This is a genomic window from Neobacillus niacini, from assembly GCF_023715785.1.
Classification (GTDB): domain Bacteria; phylum Bacillota; class Bacilli; order Bacillales; family Cytobacillaceae; genus Neobacillus; species Neobacillus niacini_E.
The window spans coordinates 120904-141975 of the sequence record NZ_JAMBOX010000014.1 but is presented as its reverse complement, the minus strand read 5'-3'; the positions used below and the strand labels follow the sequence as shown (position 1 = coordinate 141975).

Annotated in this window: 24 protein-coding genes; 16 read left to right on the top strand and 8 right to left on the bottom strand. The window is 41.8% G+C overall.

The window, feature by feature from the left end:
• Nucleotides 1–151: 151 nt before the first annotated feature.
• Nucleotides 152–1012, bottom strand: coding sequence for a DegV family protein (locus M3234_RS21845; RefSeq protein WP_262306727.1), 861 nt, complete (start codon nucleotides 1010–1012; stop codon nucleotides 152–154).
• Between the two features lie 88 nt (nucleotides 1013–1100).
• On the opposite strand from M3234_RS21845, the gene M3234_RS21840 reads away from it, so the two are divergent.
• On the top strand, nucleotides 1101–1943 hold the full coding sequence (locus tag M3234_RS21840; RefSeq protein WP_262306726.1) for a YitT family protein: 843 nt from the start codon (nucleotides 1101–1103) through the stop codon (nucleotides 1941–1943).
• Nucleotides 1944–1961: 18 nt separating this feature from the next.
• On the top strand, nucleotides 1962–2354 hold the full coding sequence (locus M3234_RS21835) for an intracellular proteinase inhibitor (RefSeq protein ID WP_262306725.1): 393 nt from the start codon (nucleotides 1962–1964) through the stop codon (nucleotides 2352–2354).
• Nucleotides 2355–2395: 41 nt separating this feature from the next.
• Here M3234_RS21835 and M3234_RS21830 read toward each other — a convergent pair whose 3' ends face one another.
• The 3 genes from M3234_RS21830 to M3234_RS21820 form a co-directional block, all read right to left on the bottom strand.
• Complete coding sequence (locus tag M3234_RS21830) at nucleotides 2396–2581, bottom strand: DUF3813 domain-containing protein (protein WP_262306724.1); 186 nt, start codon at nucleotides 2579–2581, stop codon at nucleotides 2396–2398.
• Nucleotides 2582–2583: 2 nt separating this feature from the next.
• Complete coding sequence (locus tag M3234_RS21825) at nucleotides 2584–2733, bottom strand: hypothetical protein (protein ID WP_172799272.1); 150 nt, start codon at nucleotides 2731–2733, stop codon at nucleotides 2584–2586.
• A 114-nt stretch (nucleotides 2734–2847) separates the two neighbouring features.
• Nucleotides 2848–3660 (bottom strand): Cof-type HAD-IIB family hydrolase, encoded by an 813-nt coding sequence (locus tag M3234_RS21820; protein WP_262306723.1) that lies wholly within the window; start codon nucleotides 3658–3660, stop codon nucleotides 2848–2850.
• Nucleotides 3661–3863: 203 nt separating this feature from the next.
• On the opposite strand from M3234_RS21820, the gene M3234_RS21815 reads away from it, so the two are divergent.
• The 3 genes from M3234_RS21815 to M3234_RS21805 all read left to right on the top strand — a co-directional run bounded on the left by M3234_RS21815 (nucleotide 3864) and on the right by M3234_RS21805 (nucleotide 5823).
• Nucleotides 3864–4172 carry a metal-sulfur cluster assembly factor gene (locus M3234_RS21815; protein ID WP_262306722.1) on the top strand — a complete coding sequence of 103 codons (309 nt, stop codon included), beginning with the start codon at nucleotides 3864–3866 and terminating at the stop codon, nucleotides 4170–4172.
• A gap of 14 nt (nucleotides 4173–4186) precedes the next feature.
• Nucleotides 4187–4525 (top strand): DsrE family protein, encoded by a 339-nt coding sequence (locus M3234_RS21810; RefSeq protein WP_262306721.1) that lies wholly within the window; start codon nucleotides 4187–4189, stop codon nucleotides 4523–4525.
• 167 nt (nucleotides 4526–4692) lie between these two features.
• Nucleotides 4693–5823, top strand: coding sequence for a TIGR04053 family radical SAM/SPASM domain-containing protein (locus M3234_RS21805; protein ID WP_262306720.1), 1131 nt, complete (start codon nucleotides 4693–4695; stop codon nucleotides 5821–5823).
• A gap of 64 nt (nucleotides 5824–5887) precedes the next feature.
• On the opposite strand, the gene M3234_RS21800 is transcribed toward M3234_RS21805, so the two are convergent.
• Nucleotides 5888–6586, bottom strand: a complete 699-nt coding sequence (locus tag M3234_RS21800; protein ID WP_262306719.1) for a Crp/Fnr family transcriptional regulator — start codon at nucleotides 6584–6586, stop codon at nucleotides 5888–5890.
• A 324-nt stretch (nucleotides 6587–6910) separates the two neighbouring features.
• Here M3234_RS21800 and moaA point away from each other — a divergent pair, with 324 nt between their 5' ends.
• On the top strand, nucleotides 6911–7927 hold the full coding sequence (gene moaA, locus M3234_RS21795; RefSeq protein WP_262306718.1) for a GTP 3',8-cyclase MoaA: 1017 nt from the start codon (nucleotides 6911–6913) through the stop codon (nucleotides 7925–7927).
• Nucleotides 7928–7973: 46 nt separating this feature from the next.
• On the opposite strand, the gene ric is transcribed toward moaA, so the two are convergent.
• The gene (gene ric, locus M3234_RS21790; protein ID WP_396953978.1) at nucleotides 7974–8663 is read right to left on the bottom strand and encodes an iron-sulfur cluster repair di-iron protein; all 690 of its coding nucleotides are present in this window, start codon (nucleotides 8661–8663) and stop codon (nucleotides 7974–7976) included.
• Between the two features lie 214 nt (nucleotides 8664–8877).
• On the opposite strand from ric, the gene M3234_RS21785 reads away from it, so the two are divergent.
• From M3234_RS21785 to M3234_RS21775, 3 genes are all read left to right on the top strand, one after another.
• Nucleotides 8878–10143 (top strand): molybdopterin molybdotransferase MoeA, encoded by a 1266-nt coding sequence (locus M3234_RS21785; protein WP_262306717.1) that lies wholly within the window; start codon nucleotides 8878–8880, stop codon nucleotides 10141–10143.
• Nucleotides 10131–10670 (top strand): molybdopterin-guanine dinucleotide biosynthesis protein B, encoded by a 540-nt coding sequence (gene mobB, locus M3234_RS21780; RefSeq protein ID WP_262306716.1) that lies wholly within the window; start codon nucleotides 10131–10133, stop codon nucleotides 10668–10670. Before M3234_RS21785 ends, mobB begins: the two co-directional genes overlap by 13 nt.
• Nucleotides 10671–10762: 92 nt before the next feature.
• Nucleotides 10763–11488 (top strand): YwiC-like family protein, encoded by a 726-nt coding sequence (locus M3234_RS21775; RefSeq protein ID WP_262306736.1) that lies wholly within the window; start codon nucleotides 10763–10765, stop codon nucleotides 11486–11488.
• A 44-nt stretch (nucleotides 11489–11532) separates the two neighbouring features.
• Here the strand turns inward: M3234_RS21775 and M3234_RS21770 are convergent, their stop codons facing one another.
• Nucleotides 11533–12207, bottom strand: coding sequence for a Crp/Fnr family transcriptional regulator (locus M3234_RS21770; protein ID WP_262306735.1), 675 nt, complete (start codon nucleotides 12205–12207; stop codon nucleotides 11533–11535).
• Between the two features lie 304 nt (nucleotides 12208–12511).
• Here M3234_RS21770 and M3234_RS21765 point away from each other — a divergent pair, with 304 nt between their 5' ends.
• A complete protein-coding gene (locus M3234_RS21765) occupies nucleotides 12512–12691 on the top strand; it encodes a YjzC family protein (RefSeq protein WP_066317270.1) in 180 nt (59 codons plus the stop codon).
• Nucleotides 12692–12811: 120 nt separating this feature from the next.
• Nucleotides 12812–15409, top strand: a complete 2598-nt coding sequence (gene clpB / locus M3234_RS21760) for an ATP-dependent chaperone ClpB (RefSeq protein ID WP_262306715.1) — start codon at nucleotides 12812–12814, stop codon at nucleotides 15407–15409.
• Nucleotides 15410–15470: 61 nt separating this feature from the next.
• On the opposite strand, the gene M3234_RS21755 is transcribed toward clpB, so the two are convergent.
• Nucleotides 15471–15653, bottom strand: coding sequence for a YjzD family protein (locus M3234_RS21755; protein WP_066317275.1), 183 nt, complete (start codon nucleotides 15651–15653; stop codon nucleotides 15471–15473).
• 166 nt (nucleotides 15654–15819) lie between these two features.
• Between M3234_RS21755 and M3234_RS21750 the strand changes: the two genes are divergently transcribed.
• The 5 genes from M3234_RS21750 to fabF all read left to right on the top strand — a co-directional run bounded on the left by M3234_RS21750 (nucleotide 15820) and on the right by fabF (nucleotide 21021).
• Nucleotides 15820–16542 carry an alpha/beta fold hydrolase gene (locus M3234_RS21750; RefSeq protein WP_262306714.1) on the top strand — a complete coding sequence of 241 codons (723 nt, stop codon included), beginning with the start codon at nucleotides 15820–15822 and terminating at the stop codon, nucleotides 16540–16542.
• 80 nt (nucleotides 16543–16622) lie between these two features.
• On the top strand, nucleotides 16623–17456 hold the full coding sequence (locus tag M3234_RS21745; RefSeq protein WP_262306713.1) for a hypothetical protein: 834 nt from the start codon (nucleotides 16623–16625) through the stop codon (nucleotides 17454–17456).
• 165 nt (nucleotides 17457–17621) lie between these two features.
• Entirely contained in the window at nucleotides 17622–18569 is a 948-nt protein-coding gene (locus tag M3234_RS21740) for a BMP family ABC transporter substrate-binding protein (protein ID WP_262306712.1), read from the top strand.
• Nucleotides 18570–18758: 189 nt separating this feature from the next.
• Nucleotides 18759–19691: a beta-ketoacyl-ACP synthase III gene (locus tag M3234_RS21735; RefSeq protein ID WP_066317299.1), complete on the top strand. Its 933-nt coding sequence runs from the start codon at nucleotides 18759–18761 to the stop codon at nucleotides 19689–19691.
• A 91-nt stretch (nucleotides 19692–19782) separates the two neighbouring features.
• Complete coding sequence (fabF, locus tag M3234_RS21730) at nucleotides 19783–21021, top strand: beta-ketoacyl-ACP synthase II (RefSeq protein ID WP_262306711.1); 1239 nt, start codon at nucleotides 19783–19785, stop codon at nucleotides 21019–21021.
• Nucleotides 21022–21072 lie beyond the last annotated feature (51 nt).

Below are 21072 nucleotides of genomic sequence, written 5' to 3'. Positions count from 1 at the left end.
AAAGCGAAGCACCTGGAGCGGAAATCAACAGGCCCATTAGCAGGGACAATTTTTTCAATAAAATCGGTATTTCAGATTCTAATAAACAAAAAATTGCCGAGAAATATACCCTTTCTCGACAATCTGACTCGCCACTGGCGAGTTTTTTTTATTATGAAGGCAATGTATTTAAAAAGAAAATTGAGATGGTGCCGGGTCCTGTATGGGCACCGACGGTTGAACCAATTTGAGAGATATAAACCTCTTTCGGATGGAACTCTTCCTCAATCATCGCTTTCATTTCCAACGCAGTTTCTTCTGTATCTGCATGGCTGATGCCAATGACCTGTTCATTAAGATGATGGCCGCGCTCATTCATAAGCTCGATAATCCGGCGCAGCACCTTTTTTTTACCGCGTATTTTTTCAATTGGGACCAGCTTTCCATCCTCAACATTTAAAATGGGTTTGATGTTTAATAAACCGCCAAGAAAGGCTGAAGCTTTTGATACACGGCCGCCCTTAGCCAAATAATCCAAATCCTCAACCGTAAACAGATGCTCCATGTGTTGAGCTCGAAACTGAACATCCTTTACAATTTCCTGTTTTGGTACATTCGCTGCCGCAAGCCGTGCTGCCTCCATCACAATCAAGCCTTGGCCAAGCGAAGCACATTTTGTATCAATAATCGTTAAATTAAAATTTGGATATTTTTCCTTCACTTGGTCAAGAATCATAACAGCGGTGGAATATGTTCCCGACAATTCTGAAGAAAATGCTATGTAAATTCCATCCTCATTGTTTTCCGCCATTTTTGTAAAAACTTCTTCAAACATTAGCGGAGAGGCTTGCGATGTTTTCGGAACTTCGCCGCTGCGGATGGCATCGTAAACAGTCTTAGGATCAATGGTTTTGACATCCTCATATTCTCGGTCTTTAAGATGAACTTTTAACGGAAAGAGCGTTACATTTTGTTCTTCATAAAAACTTTTCGGTAAATCGCATGCGCTGTCAGCCAGTATTTTTACCTGCATCAGGCTCACCTGCTTTCAAAAATCTATATTCACTTTTTCAGTTTATCGGTTTCACCAAAAAAATACAATAAGAAAGGCGGAACTGCCCATGGTTTGGCTGCAAATAAAAAAAATTGTCGTTGTTATCATAGGTGCCTTTTTAACAGCTGTCGGCATGAATTTATTCCTGATTCCGGCCAATGTATATTCAAGCGGGTTCACCGGTATCGCTCAATTGTTGTCTAAGGTGTTAACCGACTACACGCCCATCAACCTGTCGATGGGTTTGCTTTTGCTATTGTTGAATATCCCGGTAGCGATTCTTGGCTGGATGAAGGTCGGCAAATCGTTTACGATCTACAGTTTTATCACTGTCGTTTTATCTTCATTATTTTTGGAAATCATCCCTATTAAACAATTGTCGCATGATATTTTATTAAATGCTGTCTTTGGGGGTGTCATCATTGCGGTAGGTGTTGGGATCACCTTGAAATGGGGGGCTTCGACCGGCGGTCTTGATATTATTGCGATGGTGTTATCAAGAATGAAGGACAAGCCGATTGGGCCCTATATGTTCCTGTTAAACAGCCTGATTATCTTGACGGCAGGATTCCTATATGGCTGGGAAAAGGCGCTTTACACGATGGTGTTTCTTTACGCCTCAACAAGGGTAATCGATATGATTCACACCCGGCATGCCAAGCTTACGGCGTTTATTATCACGAAAAAGGCTGAGGAGCTAAAAAAAGCCATTCATCAGAAACTGGTCCGCGGGATTACGATGATTCCGGGGAAAGGTGCCTTTTCTAATGAAACGAGAGATATTATGATGATTGTCATTACCCGCTATGAATTGTTTGACTTAGAACGCATCATTAAGGATGTTGATCCGAATGCATTTACAAATATTATCCAGACAACAGGCGTATACGGTTTTTTTCGCAGAGATTAAAGGAAAAGGGGTGCCATTATGCAAATTTTTCTTTGTGTGATCTTGCTTTTCATACCGATGATGACAAATGCGGAGGCCGGCAGGGTGGAGAAGCTGATCCTTTCGGAACAAAATCCAGTTTTTCGTCATGTGCAGGTGTCCGGGGCAGACGGCACTTATGTTGTCTCAGGAGAAGCCAGGGAGCCGATAGGGATATTCTACTATACAGTCGAAGATGGGCATAATGAGTATATCCAAGAGCAGCGAGTCCGAATCCAGGGAGGGGAGAAGTGGGAGCGATTTACTATAAATGTAAAGGTTCCTCCAGAAGCCGTTCCGAAAAATGGCACGTTATTATTGAATCTTTACCCAAAAAATGAAAAAGGCGAAATCACCAATCTTTATCCTGTAATTTTAGAGCGGCGGTTTTAAAAAGAAAAGCGGAAGCATCAAGAAAGATGCCCCCGCTTTTCTTACGTGAGTTGGTCAAGCTTTTGTTGCATTTCTTGGAGCTGACGTTGCTCAGCGATCGTGGAGTTTGCAAAAGCAGAGCTTAAGGCATTCTTTGCTTTTGCAACAGCCATTTCGCGGTCCTCAGGGCCAGCGGCTACCGCCGTTTCAACAAATCTGCGCGCTTCCTGGAATAAACGGTTACCCATCGTTAAATTCCTCCAAGCGAGGAGTTTTGCACATTGGCCATTTTCTGAGCTTCTGCTTCAGCGTAGGTCATGCGGTAAGGAATTCGTGCATCATGTTTTTTGACCGAATCCGTTCCCTGCTGGACAAAGCGTCTAGATCTGCTTCTACCCATTACAATCCCTCCAATATGCTTAAAAGCTCTATTTGAAACAGATTTGCTGTTTCATCAACTAGTATGCTCTAACGAGGAGGCGTTCATTTAGGTAAACAATGGCTGACGGCGGTTTTACTTTATATTTAACAATTCCGCCAAATATTCCCCAACGCCATCCTGTTCATTTGTAAGGGTAACGTCATTGGCAATGTTCTTTACCTGGTCAATGCCATTTCCCATGGCAATACCGTGACCTGCATATTCCAGCATTTCCAAGTCATTATCCTCGTCTCCGAAGGCAATGACCCGTTCCTTTGGAATGCCATAATAATCTGCCGCTTTTTTTAACCCTACCGCTTTATTTAATCCTGCCTTAATAATTTCAATGACATGCCATGGCGCTGCCCAGCTGCGCTGATCAATGACTTCTGCATGAACCTGGGAAAGGTGATCGCGAATTTTCTTTAATTGGTCCTCCTCGGTGTGAATCAACATGCTGGTGGGTGAATCTTTTAAATAATTGCTTAAATCACCTGTGGTGACTTTTGGATTTCTAAAGCTGAAAATATCCAACAGCTTTTGGTCATGATAATGAAAGTAAACATCATCGATTACTTCGGCAATAATATTGTGAAAATTAAAGCTTCTGCAGGCCTCAACAATATCCTTTGCCACTTTGACATCAAGCGGCTCATGAAAAAATCCCCAATCGGGATTTTTGGGATGATGGGTAAAGGCGCCATTAAAGTTGACAATAGGCGTATCCAATTCAAGTTCCCGGTAGTACATTTCGCTGGAACGATACGGTCTTCCCGTAGCAATCATGACGATATGGCCTTGATCTTTTGCTTTTTGCAGTATGTCCTTGTTTTTGGCTGAAATTGTTTTGTCGTCCTTTAATAGTGTTCCATCCAAATCCAAGGCAATTAAATGTCTCTCTGTCATAGTAACCCTCTCTTTAGTTGGTATTCCCGAAGGTAAGCAATAAAAATGAATTGACGTATTATTTCTATTATCAATATGTTAACAATTAATATGAAAACTGTAAAAAAAAATCACTTCAATTGACTTAAAAGAACGATATACTGGTTTTCGAAATTCCTTTTGTTATAATGGTAACCATAAAACTGTTTGGGAGTGAATCTGACATGAATGAAGAATTAAAAGAAAATATTATGGGCGCATTGGAGCTTGTAATTGACCCAGAACTTGGGGTAGATATTGTTAATTTGGGATTAGTTTATGACGTAGATATGGATGATGAAGGAAAAGCAACAGTTACAATGACGTTAACAGCTATGGGCTGCCCGCTTGCTGGAACAATTGTCGATCAAGTAAAACGGGCTTTGGCTGATATTCCGGAAATCAAAGATGTCGATGTAAATATTGTTTGGAATCCGCCTTGGAACAAAGATATGATGTCCCGTTATGCAAAAATCGCTTTGGGCATTCGCTAGAGGGGCCAAATCCTATGAAGAATAAAGTGATCTTGGTGAGTTCAACCGAGCTGGGCCGGGGCGACCAAATGCTCGGGGAAAATGTGTTGGAAACATTTTTTACGATTTTAAAGCAGCGCGAAGACCTACCGGCCGCTGTGTTTTGTATGAACAGCGGGGTGTTGACGATGACAGAGCAGTCGCTGATTTCTGTCCATCTGAAGGAGCTTGAAGAAAAAGGAGTCGACATACTGGCTTGCAAAACATGTGCAGACCACTATGAAGTAACCGAAAAATTAACTGTTGGCAAAATCAGCAGCATGGCAGATTTTATTGACCTGGCAGCAAAATATGAAGTAATAACCATTTCTTAAAAACAGCAGGAACTTTCCTGCTGTTTTTTTGTGGTCACAAAACGTCCATATCTGCAAGCTTGGTTGTGAGGAAGTTCACTTTATTCCAACATAAACACCTTTATAATACAGAGTAATGAAGGCTATTTGTATGGATTGAAATAGCCAGTATTAGGAGGCGTTTCAGGATGGATTTTAGCCGCGATTTTAATAAGGATCCGTTTATTGTCATATGGGAACTTACACGTGCTTGCCAGTTAAAGTGTCTGCATTGCCGTGCCGATGCTCAGTATATGAGAGATCCCAGAGAGTTAACCTTTGAAGAAGGTAAATACCTTATTGATCAAATATATGATATGAATAACCCGCTGCTCGTTTTTACAGGTGGCGATCCGCTTATGAGGCAGGACATTTTTGACCTTGCCAAATATGCTGTATCCAAGGGAGTTCGTGTGTCCATGACCCCAAGTGCAACTCCAAATGTAACCATTGATGCAATGCGCAAGGCAAAAGAGGTTGGTCTTTCCCGCTGGGCGTTTAGTATTGATGGTCCAAATGCCGAGGTGCATGACCATTTCCGCGGTACCGCTGGCTCATTTGATTTGACGATGGAAAAAATTAAATTTTTGCATGAACTGGATATGCCGATTCAAATCAACACGGTCATATCAAGATACAATTATGAATACCTTGAAGAAATGGCCAAAATGGTCGAGGATTTGAAGTGTGTACTTTGGAGCGTGTTCTTCCTTGTTCCAACAGGGAGAGGGCAAGTAACAGACATGATTTCTCCTGTTGAGCATGAAAAAGTATTGCGCTGGTTGTATGAATTGAGCAAGCGTGTACCGTTTGATATTAAAACGACTGAGGCTATGCATTATCGCCGTGTCGTGATTCAGCAAAAAATGCGCGAAGCCAAAGCCCAGACCGCTGAAATCAATTACTTGTCAGCATTAACCGAAAAGGGATTGACTGGCTCAATTGATGGACTCGGACGCGCACCTAAGGGCGTAAATGACGGTAACGGCTTTGTATTTATCTCCCATATTGGGGATGTCTACCCTAGCGGTCTACTGCCGGTTAAGGCGGGAAATGTCAGGGAGACACCGTTGGCAGAAATTTATCGCGAGTCACCGATTTTTAAATCATTGCGAAATCCAGACGGTTTCAAGGGTAAATGTGGTGTTTGTGAATTCCGAAATGTCTGCGGAGGTTCAAGATCACGTGCCTATGCGATGACCGGGGATTATTTGGAAAGTGAACCATTCTGCGTATATATTCCAAAAGCTCTACGAGAAAAACAAGAACAATCACAATAATAAAATGGGCAGCCGGTGATCCGGCTGCCGATTAACAAAAAAAGACGAAGGAAGACTAAAAGTCCTACTCGATATTACAATAAATGGCTGAACAATTTTCACAGCCAATTTCATCCTTTAAATATTGTAAATCCAATACTGTGATTTTGCCGCGTTTAATTGAAATGATATTGTCGCGTTTTAACTCACTCAGGATCCGATTTGTACTCTCTCTGGAAGTGCCGCAGAAGTTAGCCAATTCTTGGTTTGTTAATGGCAGGTCGATTAAAATCCCATTATCTTTTGGCACACCATAGCTATTGGTCATCCGGATTAATGTTGAAAATAGTGCCCCGCGCTTGCCGTTGAGGACAAGGTCACGGAATTTTGTCTGCGTTTTTCGGAAATGGTCGCTCATCCATTTCATGAATTCAAAGGCAAGCTTGCTGTTATGGAAGATTTCACTTTCAATCACGTCTTTTCTAATTGCGGCAATTTCACCTTCCTGAAGAACCTTGGCGCTTAATAAATATTTTGGGCTGTCGGTAAACAGGGTCAATTCGCCGCAGATATCATTTTCGCCGCAGATTCTTAAGGACAATTCCCGGCCGTCAGATGTAATCTTGCTGATTTGAATCTTACCCGAAACAATCACATAAAGTTCCTCAGCCACCATTCCCTCCTGGAATAAAAATCTTCCCCGTTCACTTTTAAATCTTCGGTCAGCAAACTTTAATAATTCTTTTATTTCAATCGAATGAGTTGATTTTATAGTTGTATTCATTAAGATTCACCCCATAATTATTAATTCTGTCGTTTCAATTTTTTATTCGTTAGTAACATTTTATCGTAAGAAATGGGGAGGAAACCAAGTAAACAATGACAATATAGTGAAAACTAACTTCCATTTTTACATAAATTTTTGAAAAACTGAAAGAAACCTCGTGATAAGGAATGTCCAATTTATGGATATGAATCTTTTCACTGAAATTGTTAAGATAATTACTAATAAAAAGTATTTCATAGTGAATAAAGTAACAGTCTTTTCATACTGACATCTGTTACAATAGATATAAATAACTTCTTTTAGCTAACGGAGTTGATCTAAATGGAAAAAACCATTATTAATGATAAATTGAATAGACCACTACGCGATCTTAGAATATCGGTGATTGACCGCTGTAATTTTCGCTGCCAATACTGCATGCCTGCAGATCAATTTGGTTCTGATTTTGAATTTCTTCCTCGCAGTGCACTATTGACATACGAGGAAATTGAACGGCTTGCTAAAATTTTTGTCAGCCTTGGGGTAAAGAAAATCCGCTTAACTGGGGGAGAGCCGCTTTTGCGGAGGGATTTACCGGTGCTGGTTGAAAAGGTATCAAGCATACAAGGCATAGAGGACATTGGTTTGACCACCAATGGAGTGTTGCTGCCAAAATTGGCACAGAAATTAAAGGACGCCGGCTTGAAACGGGTAAATATCAGTTTGGATAGCTTGAATGATGAATTGTTTGGGAAAATTAATGGCCGTGGAATCGGAACAGGTCCAGTCCTTGACGGAATACAAGCCGCAAAGCAGGCTGGGCTTGGCATAAAATTAAACATGGTTGTTAAGAAAGGTTTAAATGATTCGGAAATCATTCCGATGGCTTCCTTTTGCAAAGAAAATGGTTTGGAATTGCGCTATATCGAATATATGGATGTCGGCTCGACAAATGGTTGGAAGATGGACGATGTTGTAACCAAAAAGGAAATTTATCATCTTTTGAAGGAACATTTTGAGATGGATCCTGTTGGCCCGGCCTACTTTGGCGAAGTAGCCAAGCATTATCGCTATAAAGACACGGATGTAAATGTCGGGTTTATAACATCCGTATCCGAATCCTTCTGTTCTAGTTGCACCCGTGCCCGATTGTCAGCAAACGGGCAAATCTTTACCTGTTTATTTAATGGAAATGGACATGATATTCGAAATTTCATGAGAAATGGTGCCACGGATGAAGAAATCACCGCACGCATCACCGGAATTTGGAACAACCGGACAGACAGATATTCTGACGAACGAACAGCCGAAACAAACAAAAATCGCAAGAAAATTGAAATGTCCTATATTGGTGGTTAATCAAACAAAAAACTCCCCAAGTTGGGGAGTTTTTTCAATAACATATTTAGAAATATCTAGGAAACAGAATGTTGTTTTCAAGGTGGACGTGCATGAAGGTCAAGCTCTCAAGGTCTTCCAAACGCTTGTAAACCAAACGATAGGTACCGCAGGCATCAAGCGGTGGTGTGAAGTCAGCTGTAATGCTCCGCAATTCTTTAAGGATTGCTCCCGCATGGTCATGTTCCTTTTCCAGTGCCACAATCATATTAATAGCCCCTTCACGATTTTTAACCGTGCCATCGGCAAGCATTTTGATAATTGGGAAGACCGTTTCCTCTTCCTTTGCCATATGATCAAGCAATTCCTTTTTCAATTCGTAAAACAGTTCATACACTTTTAAAAGTTCTGGGTGATGGTCGCCATGGACCTTGGACACCTTTGTTACATATGGGCTAAGCATGGTTAATTCTTCTCTTGTTGCTTGGTGATAGTGGCTAATGACATGGTCGATAATTGTGTTCGAATCAGAATTTGTCCAGACCTCAAGGCTAGTTTCCTGGGATTGGCTTTTTTCGTATACCATTTTTAACTCTTCCATAACGGCATCCGTATTTTGTCCCGCTGCATCAGCCAGTGGAATATTGCCGCCGCAACAAAAATCGATACGATATTTTTTGAATATATCACTTGTTTTGGGCATTTTGTTGACAATATCTCTAACTAAGGTATCTGCAGTAATCATAAAAGTCATCATGAAAAACCTCCTAAAATACTTTCTGACATAAGCATAATGGAAACTTGATTTGAACTTGGTGACCACCGTCACACATTAGCGGATGTTTTTGTGAATTTTGGTCAAGAAACTTTCACAAATGTGATATTTGCTATGTATCCTGAGTTTTTGTAGGCTTATAATGAATGTAATATAAACAAGTTTGATTTTTTGTATAAGATGGGAGCCGATTTATTTGTTTGAAAGAAGACAACCAATTCCAATCGGGGATGCAGTAAAAAAAATAATGCAATATCAACTCCAAGGTGTCACTGAGCATGTTTCGATAGATGAAAGCTATGGAAGATTCTTATCAGAAGATTTAACGGCCACCTGTGATGTTCCTCATTTCGACAGAGCCCCATATGATGGCTTTGCTGTCAGATCCATTGATACTAATGGGGCATCATTAACAAATCCTGTTGAATTTGAAGTAATCGATCATATTGGAGCAGGCATGGTTTCCGAAAAACAGGTGGGTAACAACCAAGCGGTGAGGATCATGACCGGGGCGATTATGCCAAAAGGTACCGATGCAGTGGTTATGTTTGAAGTAGCCAAAACCTTTGAAAAAAATGGAACACCATACATGTCAATAAAACGAAGCTTTAAAAAAGGCGAAAATGTTTCGTTTAGAGGGGAAGACGCAAAGGAAGGCAAAGTACTTGTAAAAAAAGGAACGTTGGTTAATCCAGGGATTCAGGCCATGCTCGCGACATTCGGCTACAAGCAGGTTCCGGTTGCCAAAAAACCGATCGTAGGTTTGTTCGCGACCGGAACCGAGCTGTTGGAAGTCGAGGAACCATTGGTTCCCGGAAAGATTCGCAATAGCAATTCACACATGATTGCCGCCCAAATTGAGCGGGCAGGCGCAATTGTTCGGTATTTTGGGAAATTACCTGATGATTTTGATACGTGCTTTGAGGCGGTACATAATGCACTCGACAAAGTGGATATTCTAGTCACCACGGGAGGGGTTTCCGTTGGCGATTTTGATTATCTTCCGGAAATATATGAAAAGTTGCAGGCTGAAGTGTTGTTTAATAAGGTGGCAATGCGTCCGGGAAGTGTTACGACGGTGGCCCATTTTAACGGCAAGCTGTTATTTGGGCTTTCGGGAAACCCATCGGCCTGCTATGTGGGATTTGAATTATTTGCCCGGCCGATTATTCGCAGAATGTTATTCTCCGAAAAACCGCACCTTCGGAAGGAAACAGCGATCCTAGACGTTGACTTTCCGAAGGCCAATCCGTTTACAAGATTTGTCCGGAGTGCCCTGACAGTGGAAAATGGGAGACTTAAAGTAAGCCCAAGCGGCCTCGATAAGTCGAATATTATCATGAGTTTGGCCAGTGCAAATTCGTTAACCATTTTGCCAGGCGGAACAAGGGGATTCACCGAGGGCAGCGAAGTGGAGGTCCTTATGTTAGAAGACCAAACCGGCAGTGAGTGGCCTTGGTAAAACCGGCCGTTTTTCAAGTGGTCGGCTACCAAAATAGCGGCAAGACGACTTATGCGCTGAAGCTGATTCAAAGACTGAAAGCCTTAGGAATCACAACTGCCACGATAAAGCATCACGGTCATGGGGGCAAACCTGATGTTCCGGATGGCAAAGATTCGGTCAAACAGATCGAGAAAGGGGCCGGCATTTCAATTGTTGAAGGCGGCGGCCGCATGATTCTTCAGGCAGAGGATTTCAAAGGCGGGCTGGAGCGACAAATTCAACTGTTGGGTTTTTTTCAACCCGATGTCATCCTGATTGAAGGCTATAAACATAAACCATTTCCCAAGGTTTTATTGATTAGGAGCCAAACCGATTTGGAATTGCTGTCGGCAGTAACAAATGTGAAGGCCATCGTCTATTGGCAGGACGAAATGAAGACGGACATTCAAGCCCAGACCGATGTACCATGTTTTCGAATTGATGACGTTAATAGTGTAGACTGGGCCGTACAATTCTTAAAATTTTGTGTCGAAGAAGAAGGCTGAGGCCTTCTTTTCGTTTTTTTGTGACACGCTTCACTTATTATTCCTTTTTGCTTGTTTAAAGTGAAGATATTAGGAAAAAGGAGTGAAATATGATGAAGCTTTTTTTACCAAAACAGCATGGTGCGTGGGCAATGTTAATCATCCCTTTTTGGCTGGGGGTAATAAATGGAGGATTTATGTGGCAGCATATCCCATTTTTCGTTGGCTGGTTATTATTGTATTTGGCGACCTATCCGATGCTGTTGATTTTTAAAAGGAAAAAGGTTTCTTTTTATACTAAATGGACGTTGATATATCTCGTACCTGCTTTAGCCTTGCTTTTAATCCCGTTAATTGAAAGACCATCAATGGTATACTTCGGGCTGTTGATGCTCCCGTTTTTTGTGATAAATGCTTATTATACTTCAATTAATCGCGATCGTGCGTTTATGAATGATATCAGCGCCATTTGCGCATTCTCGATTGCCGGGTTGGCAAGCAGTTATTTTGGCGGAGGCACACTAACTTCCAGTACGATTTTATTTACATTTTTCGGTTCGATGCTGTTTTTTGCCGGATGCACTTTTTATGTAAAAACCATGATCAGGGAAAGGAAGAATATTCAGTTTAAATGGATTTCATGGCTTTTCCACATCATTTTGGTAGGTGCTTGGCTGGTATTTGGCTTTTGGGTTGCAGCACTTGCATATATCCCAAGTCTAATACGGGCAATTGTGTTTTATGGAAAAAAATTGACCCCTAAACAAATCGGCATTTATGAAATAGTGAACTCAGCAATTTTCTTTGTAATAATGACAGTCCAAATTCTTTACCTTTAATAACAAAAAAATCGGCCCTTTTTAAAAGGACCGATTTTTTTACGTTAATCAACCGTGCAAATTTCAATTGGACAATCCTCGCACTCAATCTCCCCTTTTAAATAATCAAGATCATGAATGGTAATCGTGCCTTTATTAATCGAGATGATACCCGTCTTTCTAAGATCGCTTAGGAGCCGATTGACGACTTCCCTTGAGGTGCCGCAAAAATTGGCCAATTCTTGATTGGTCAGCGGCAAATCTATCATAATTCCTCTACTCGTTTTATTTCCGTAGCTATTGCTAATTCGAATTAAGGTTGAATATAGAGCCCCTTTTTTTCCATGTAAAACAAGGTCGCGAAATCGGGTTTGTGTTTTCCGATATTGCTGGCTCATCCATTTTAAAAATTCAAAGGATAGCGGCAAATCCTGCGAAAGTTTTTCTTCAAGATACTCCCTTCTTATAACAGCAACTTCACCGCTCTCAACGACTCGTGCACTTAATGAATACTTGGATGTTGGGGAAAATAATTGTAGTTCACCAACAAGATCACCAGCAGAGCACATTCTTAAAGTAAGCTCCCGGCCATCAGGGATAATTTTACTTATTTGCAGAACACCGCTTTGAACGACATACAACTCTTCTGCAGGGGCACCTTCCTGAAATAAAAAGGAACCCTTTTCCATCTTTTTGTAATAATGTATCGTTTGAAACAGATGGGTCAACTGTACTGGCATATCTTTAACTAATTGCATAAAATAACCACCTTTAAATGGGGTAACCCCCTGGCTTGGATATCAGAAATTTTCTTAGTGGCAGTCAATGTAAGATTTTTACAAGATTCTACTATAATTATATTGTTAACGAAGAATATTTAGCAATATCTGAAGAATAAGTTCATACAATCGTCAAAAGTTGTATAGCATCATTTTATATTTCTTAGGAAATATTGTCTAATGCTGTTGATTTATGAAAGAAATTCCTATAATCGTGGGAACTCAAACGGAAATAATAAAAAAGTAACGTTAAGGAGGGAAAAGCATGGGTCAAAATCGTCAATTTCGATCTGGTCAAAAAGCCCCTAATAATGGTGTCTATATTGAAGTAGGGGATACTGGAAGCAATGTGATCAATCCTAAAAAAATAAGGCTGAGAGCGGGAGACAGATTTCCCGAGACCTCTAACGATGAGCGAATTTGGACTTACCAGCGCAAGCCATAATAGGGAATACCGAAAGAGTCATCCGATCATCGGATGGCTCTTTCTAAATTTTACTTTTAAAGAAGAATTCATTTATAATAAAAGAAAAAGGTCAAATTAGGTCAAAAAGGAGATGGGAAAATGGACTTGAACAGAATGACTGAAAGGCTGCAGAAAGGGGTAATGGAGGCCCAAAATCTGGCCGTAAAAAATAATCATCAAGAAATAGACGAACCTCACTTGTTTTTGGCGTTATTGAATCAGGATGACAGTTTGATTTCGACCATTTTTGAACGGGCTGGCATATCATCTGAAAAAATGGAACAAGCCTTAAATCAGGCGTTGGCCCGGAAGCCGCAGGTTATTGGCAGTGGTGTTGAACAGGGGAAACTGTATATTACCGCTAAACTGCAACGACTGCTCGTTAGTGCGGAGGACTTTGCCGAGAAGCTTGGAGATGAATATCTCTCGGTTGAACATGTTCTTATGGCGGCAGTAAATGCGAATGACTCGGAAATCAAAGGGATTCTGGGTACAATCGGCCGGGACGCTGAGGTAATTTTAAAAGCAATTAAGGAAATTAGGGGGAATCAAAGAGTGACTTCACAAAATCCTGAAGCAGGTTACGAAGCGTTAAAGAAATACGGACGGGATTTGGTTGCGGAAGTAAAAGCAGGGAAAATGGACCCGGTGATCGGACGAGATACGGAAATCCGCAATGTCATCAGGATTCTGTCCAGAAAAACAAAAAACAACCCTGTATTGATCGGTGAACCGGGTGTAGGGAAAACAGCCATTGTCGAAGGTCTAGCCCAGCGAATTGTTCGAAAAGATGTTCCCGAAGGACTAAAGGATAAGACTATTTTTTCCCTTGATATGAGTGCACTGATTGCCGGCGCCAAATTCAGAGGAGAATTTGAGGAGAGACTGAAAGCTGTTTTAAATGAAATCAAGAAAAGTGAAGGACAAATACTGTTGTTTATCGATGAAATCCATACAATCGTCGGTGCAGGAAGAACCGATGGCGCCATGGATGCCGGCAATATGTTAAAGCCGATGCTTGCCAGGGGGGAACTCCATTGCATTGGGGCAACCACGCTCGATGAACATCGAAAATATATCGAAAAGGATCCCGCCCTCGAGAGACGATTTCAACAGGTGTTGGTCCAGGAACCCGATGTCGAGGACACTATCTCAATTTTGCGGGGCTTAAAGGAACGATTTGAAGTCCACCACGGGGTAAAAATTCACGACCACGCCTTGGTTGTCGCTGCCACTTTGTCGGACCGCTATATTTCCGACCGATTCCTGCCTGACAAAGCAATTGATTTAGTCGATGAAGCATGTGCGATGATCCGGACGGAAATTGATTCAATGCCGACAGAGCTTGATGAAGTGACCCGAAGAGTCATGCAATTGGAAATTGAGGAAGCAGCGTTAAGCAAAGAACAGGATGAAATCAGTAAACATCGGCTTGAAGCGCTGCGAAAGGAATTAGCGGACTTAAAGGAACAAGCGGGTAGCATGAAGGCAAAATGGCTTGGGGAAAAAGAAACGATTCAAAAATTGCAGGAAAAACGTGAGCAAATAGAGAAGCTCAGACGCGAGCTGCAGCAAGCGGAGGATAAATATGACCTAAACCGGGCTGCCGAGCTTAGGCATGGGATGATTCCACAAGCAGAAAAAGAATTGCTGGAACTTGAAACGAAAACAGAATCTGAAAATCGTTTGCTTCGTGAAGAGGTAACCGGAGAGGAAATATCGAATATTATTTCAAGGTGGACTGGCATCCCGCTGGCGAAACTCGTCGAAGGCGAACGGGAAAAACTTCTGAGACTGGAATCAATCCTTCAAGAACGGGTCATTGGGCAAAATGAAGCCGTTAATCTAGTAACAGATGCGGTTCTTCGCGCCAGGGCGGGAATAAAAGACCCAAACAGACCGATTGGCTCGTTTTTATTTTTGGGACCCACGGGGGTCGGTAAAACGGAGCTGGCAAAGGCTCTGGCCGAAGCGTTATTCGACAGTGAGGAGCATATTATTCGCATCGACATGTCCGAATATATGGAAAAGCATGCGGTCTCCCGGCTAATCGGCGCACCTCCTGGATACGTGGGCTATGAAGAAGGCGGGCAATTGACTGAAGCCGTAAGAAGGCGGCCATACTCTGTCATTTTAATGGATGAAATTGAAAAAGCACACCCTGAGGTATTTAATATCTTGCTGCAGGCCCTTGACGATGGCCGGATAACCGATTCGCAGGGGAGGGTGGTCGACTTTAAAAACACCGTAATCATTATGACATCCAATATCGGCTCCCAGTTTCTCCTCGACCGTGCAGAAGATGAGGAAGGGATTTCAGAGGCAGCTAGGGAAAAGGTACAAAGCCAGCTAAAGGCTCATTTCCGTCCGGAATTCCTCAATCGAATCGATGAAACAATTTTGTTTAAACCGTTGTCATTAGGCGACATCAAGAATATTGTTGTCAAACTTCTTAAGGAGCTTCAGGGAAGATTAAAAGATCAGCAAATAGAAATATCCATCACGGATGAAGCAAAAGAATTCATTGCCATTAACGGTTTTGATCCTGTCTATGGGGCGCGGCCGTTGAAGCGGTATATTCAGAGAAATATCGAAACAAAACTGGCCAGGGTTATCATCGCCGGAAAATTGCACGAGGGATCGAGTGCAGAAATTATTGTCAATAATGGAGAAGTAGATTTAACCATTGACAAATGAGGGTTATCCCGTAAAAATAAAGGTCTTCCAACTTAGCATGGAAGACCTTTTCTAAAAGAACTTAGTGTTTGCTTGCCGGTTCATTTGGAATGACAGCAGATGCAACGAAAATTAAAATTGTGACAATCACAGATACGAAAGCCCCCGCTTTAAAATCAAATCCAACACCCGACATGGAACTGACAACATATGTAAGCATTTGTACTAAAAGAAAAGTCCAGAAAAATGTCCAAAAGTATCGCACTATTTTTTCACCTGCCTATATAACATCCATCTTAATATTACCACATGAAGAAATAATAATGAAACGTTTTCTTTCAACCAATTTCCCATAAATAGGCGAAGCCCCATACTGCTTTTGTGAAATGACATACAATATCATGAGGAAATATGTAAAAGGAGATATACCAATGGAAAGTCGCAGTTTTCAAATGGATACCCAATGGAATATTATTTATTACCCGGAGCAGCCTACCGGATTTGGGATCTTGGTAATCGGAGATGAACGGCATTATGTGGACGAAGGTAAGTGCTTTTGGACACAAAATGAGGGGAAACAAACGATTATTAAAGATTTAAAAGAAAGTGGGTACACCATTTTTTCCTCAAATCTTTATGGGCGACACTGGGGAAGTGAGAATGCTGTGGAGCTGGCGCAAAGGTTATACCATTATATTATTCGCAATGAAATCATTAATCACAAGATTCATATTTTGGCTGAAGGGATGGGAGCCTTGGCAGCACTTCGATTGATGGATAAAATGAAGGATCATATTAGGTCAGTCGTTCTCCTTAATCCGATTCTTTCCCTGAAACATCATCTAGATCAAGAGAGGGAACATAAATTCTTTTATAAGAAGTTAATTAGGGAATTAATAGCTGCCTACCAGATGGATCAGCAAGAGTTGGAGAAAAGTATCACCGGCATGGAAGATGTCATTAAACTTGATGATGGCTGCCCGATAAAGATCATTCACGTCCTGTCAGGAGGCCGCTTATACAATCAATCGAAGCAATACCACAAACTGATTGGAACTGCCAATTTGCAGCCGACGATCATTCTTCCGGAAAAGAAACAACAAATTGGGAAAATGTGCGTAAGTTTTTATAAAAACCATGAATCAATCCTTTAAACTCTTCCTCCTCCACGAAAGAAATATTTCCTTATTGAACTGCATAGGATTCAGTAAGGAAGTTGGAGGTGGAAGAACGAATGGACAAGGCCACGATATTGGGCGTTTTTAACTTTGTCAGTTTCCATTTATGTAAAACCCTGCTTAATCGCGGAATCGAAGTATATGGTGTCTCGATTGGAGATATGGAGCAAATTTCATTCCATGAGGAGAAAAGACTAGAAGTAGGCCGAAACGCCAATTTTATTGAAGCATCGTTAGAAAAATTAATAAGTGAAGCGGGTATATCCGCTTCAAAGCAAACATTAATTTTACCCGTGTATGATTTTTACATGCTTAACCATGACCGGACTCTATTAAATGATTATGTAATCGGGACACTCCGAGAATATATCAATAAAAGTAAAGCCGAACTAGACATCATGGTGATTTTGCCGATGCAGCTTATGGATCATGAAAAAAAATCGCCTGTGCACCGGCTTATTAGACAGGTAAAGCAGAAATCCGTACCTGTACAGAAGGTTTATTTGCCAACTATTTATGGACCTTGGCAGCCTTCGGTATTTCTGTTTCAGCAGGCAATTATGTCCACCATGCAAAAGGGCAAACTTTCCGGAGCAGAAAGGGAATGGCGGGGGGATGCCCTGTTTGTTGATGATGCGATAGAAACGATGATCGAGCTTATGGAAACTGGAAATCCTGGGGAGTATTTATTGGAAAGCGGCCAGGACAATTATTGGCGAATGTGCGCGGACTATCTCAATATTGGACAAAATCATATTGAACAAGCAGGCAAACCTCACCAAATGAATAGGCACATTGTCAGAACTCCTGTAAAAAAAGTCACGGCGCTTGCCGATTCGTTTTCTCAGCAAATAGGGCATACAAGGTTGTTTTATCAAAATCAAAGCTAATCTCCGCATATCCCCGATTTGGATGGGGGGAATATCCTTTTCATTTTTTTCTTCAATTGTTAGAATAAATAAAAACAATTTTATCTAACAGCCGCAAAGTTAATATTAGAACACTATAGAAGCATCACCTGATGTAAGGGCCGCGGTACGAAGGAGTTGCAAGAAATGCTTCGCCGATTCGGAATGATTTTTATTTGTGTATTCATGCTTGCAGCTTGTGTTGAGAAAAAGCCGCAAGGGAAACTGGAGAAGGTTGGCTTATTAGTGCCTGAAACAGTCAATGACCAAGTTTGGGGGTCGAAAGGCTTTAATGGATTGATAAAAATCCAATCCAAATTTGATGTAGAGGTTTTTTATAAAGAAGGCATGAATTCTGAGAGGGCAGTAAATCACGCCGTGAAGGAATTTGCGCAAAAAGGGGTTAATCTCATTTTTGGCCATGGGTCAGAATATGCTGTATATTTCAATGAAATTTCCCGTGATTATCCTGATATCCACTTTGTCAGTTTTAATGGAGACGCAAAGAACGACAATACGACCAGCCTAAATTTTAAAGCGCATGCGATGGGCTTTTTTGGCGGAATGGTAGCTGCGCATATGTCCAATAATAAGAAAGTGGGGGTATTGGCGGCATACGAGTGGCAGCCGGAAATTGAAGGTTTTTATCAGGGGGCCTTGGCAGAAAATAATGATACCTATGTAGATATCCAGTATGTTGGAAATTGGGATGATAAAAACAAAGCGATCCAGCTTGTTGACAGAATGATGGCAAATGGAGTAGATGTTGTCTATCCTGCTGGCGACGGTTTTAATGTTCCTGTTATTGAAAAAGTAAAGGAGCAGGGTTTATTTGTGATTGGTTATGTTTCCGACCAGTCAGATCTAGGTGAGTCTACGGTGTTGACAAGTACCATTCAGGAAGTTGATTTGCTATATGAGAAAATTGCAAACGAATTTAATAGCGGGAATTTGAAATCCGGCAACCAATCCTATGACTTTCAAGATGATGTCATTTCGTTGGGGAAGTATAGCCCATCGGTAAGTAAAGAGTTTATTGGGAAGATGGATAAGCATGTTAAGTTATATAAAGAAACAGGAAAGCTGCCCGAATAATGCTGGGTTTTCGGGGGAGATACATACGAAAAAACTAGGCTGCCTACTGTATTTTGGCAGCTTGTTTTTTTACCAAAGCAGGAAATGGTTGCGAAAAAGAAGTTTTATCTGTTAAAATTAGTACCAAGTCATAATAATTGATATTAACTATTAGGATAAATTTTTCATAAATCCAAAGGAGATGGAAAAATGAGAGCAGGGATCATCGGAATAGGCAGGTATTTACCTGAGAAGATAGTGACTAACTTTGATTTGGAAAAAATGATGGATACCTCCGATGAATGGATTAGAACCCGGACTGGAATTGAACAGCGCAGAATCGCCGGCGATGATGTTAATACGTCGGACATGGCCTTTTGGGCCGCGGAGAAAGCCATTTCGGATGCTGGAATTAAACCGGAGGACATTGACTTAATTTTGGTTGCAACAGTCACCCCGGATACACCCTTTCCATCTATGGCCTGCAAGATTCAAGAGCGTCTCGGAGCCAAAAAGGCTGCCGCAATGGACATATCTGCGGCTTGTGCCGGATTTATGTATGGGATTGTTACAGCGAAGCAATTTATCGAGACAAGTGTGTATAAGCATGTTTTGGTAGTAGGCGTTGAAAAACTTTCAAAAATTACCGATTGGAATGACCGGAATACGGCAGTTTTATTTGGTGATGGAGCTGGTGCAGCGGTCATTGGCCCTGTATCAGAGAATCGTGGGATTCTGTCATTTGAACTTGGCGCTGATGGATCTGGAGGAAAACACCTGTATCAGGAAGAATATATCGTAATGAATGGGCGCGAGGTTTTTAAATTTGCTGTCAGACAAATGGGCGAGAGCTGTATTCATGTTCTTGAAAAGGCTGGATTAAAAAAAGAGGACGTTGATTTTCTCATTCCGCATCAAGCCAATATCCGTATCATGGAAGCATCTAGACAAAGATTGGAACTGCCTGTTGAAAAAATGTCGAAAACCGTTGATAAATATGGCAATACCTCGGCAGCCTCGATTCCGATTTCCATTGTTGAAGAACTCGAAGCCGGAAAAATCAAGGATGATGATTTAATAGTGATGGTTGGGTTCGGCGGCGGCCTGACATGGGGTGCGATTGCCATCCGCTGGGGCAAATAGACACGTTCATCGGGATTGCTGTTGTATTTTCAAAGTAAATATTTAAGATGAAATTTGATAGGAATACCAAAGTGAAAAAGGAGATGATCAAATGGAAAATCGCAGGGTTGTCGTAACAGGCGTTGGAGCGGTTACACCACTTGGTAACGATGTTGAAACCACTTGGAAAGCTATATTGGAAGGAAAGTCTGGAGTCGGTCCAATGACAAGATTAAATCCGGATGAATACTCAGCCAAGGTTGCAGCTGAAGTCAAGGATTTCAATCCGGAGCTGTTTATCGATAAAAAAGATGTCCGGAAGATGGACAGATTTACACAATATGCTGTGGCAAGTGCACTAATGGCCGTTAAAGATGCCGATTTAACTATTAATGAAGAAAATTCCCATCGTGTCGGTGTTTGGATTGGTTCTGGAATTGGCGGCATGGAAACCTTTGAACAGCAATTTGAGGTATTTCAAAAACGCGGTTACCGCCGGGTCAGCCCATTCTTTGTACCAATGATGATCCCTGATATGGCCACTGGACAAGTTTCGATTATGCTAGGAGCAAGAGGTTTTAATTCCTGTACGGTTACAGCTTGTGCAACAGGAACCAATTCCATTGGTGATGCCTTTAAAGTAATTCAGCGCGGTGATGCCGATGTAATGGTAACCGGTGGAACAGAGGCTCCGATTACCAAAATGGCGGTAGCAGGCTTCTGCGCCAACACGGCGCTTTCGACTAATCCGGACCCGCAGACAGCCAGCAGGCCGTTCGATAAAAATCGTGACGGCTTTGTCATAGGCGAGGGTGCAGGCATTGTTATTTTGGAAGAGTTGGAGCACGCGTTGGCCCGCGGTGCAAAGATATATGCGGAAATTGTTGGCTACGGCGCTACCGGCGATGCCTATCATATCACCGCTCCTGCACCAGGAGGAGAGGGCGGTGCCAGGGCGATGAAAATGGCGCTTAACGATGCCGGACTTAAGCCGGAGGATATTGATTATATTAACGCACACGGCACCAGCACAGAATATAACGATAAGTTCGAAACACTTGCTGTCAAAGAAGTTTTTGGCGACCATGCTTATAAATTGGCGATGAGCTCGACAAAATCAATGACTGGGCACCTGCTCGGTGCAGCTGGCGGCGTCGAAGCAATTTTTAGCCTGCTGGCTATGAAAGAAAGTATGCTTCCGCCGACAATAAATTATGAAACTCCGGATCCTGAGTGCGATTTGGATTATGTCGCGAACGCAGCACGTCCGAAGGAAATCCAAGCGGTCATGAGCAACTCATTAGGCTTTGGCGGTCACAATGCCACAATCGTGTTTAAAAAATATCAATAATGAACAAAGTAAAGGACCAGGCACCCGCCGGTCCTTTTTTGAGTAAGAACA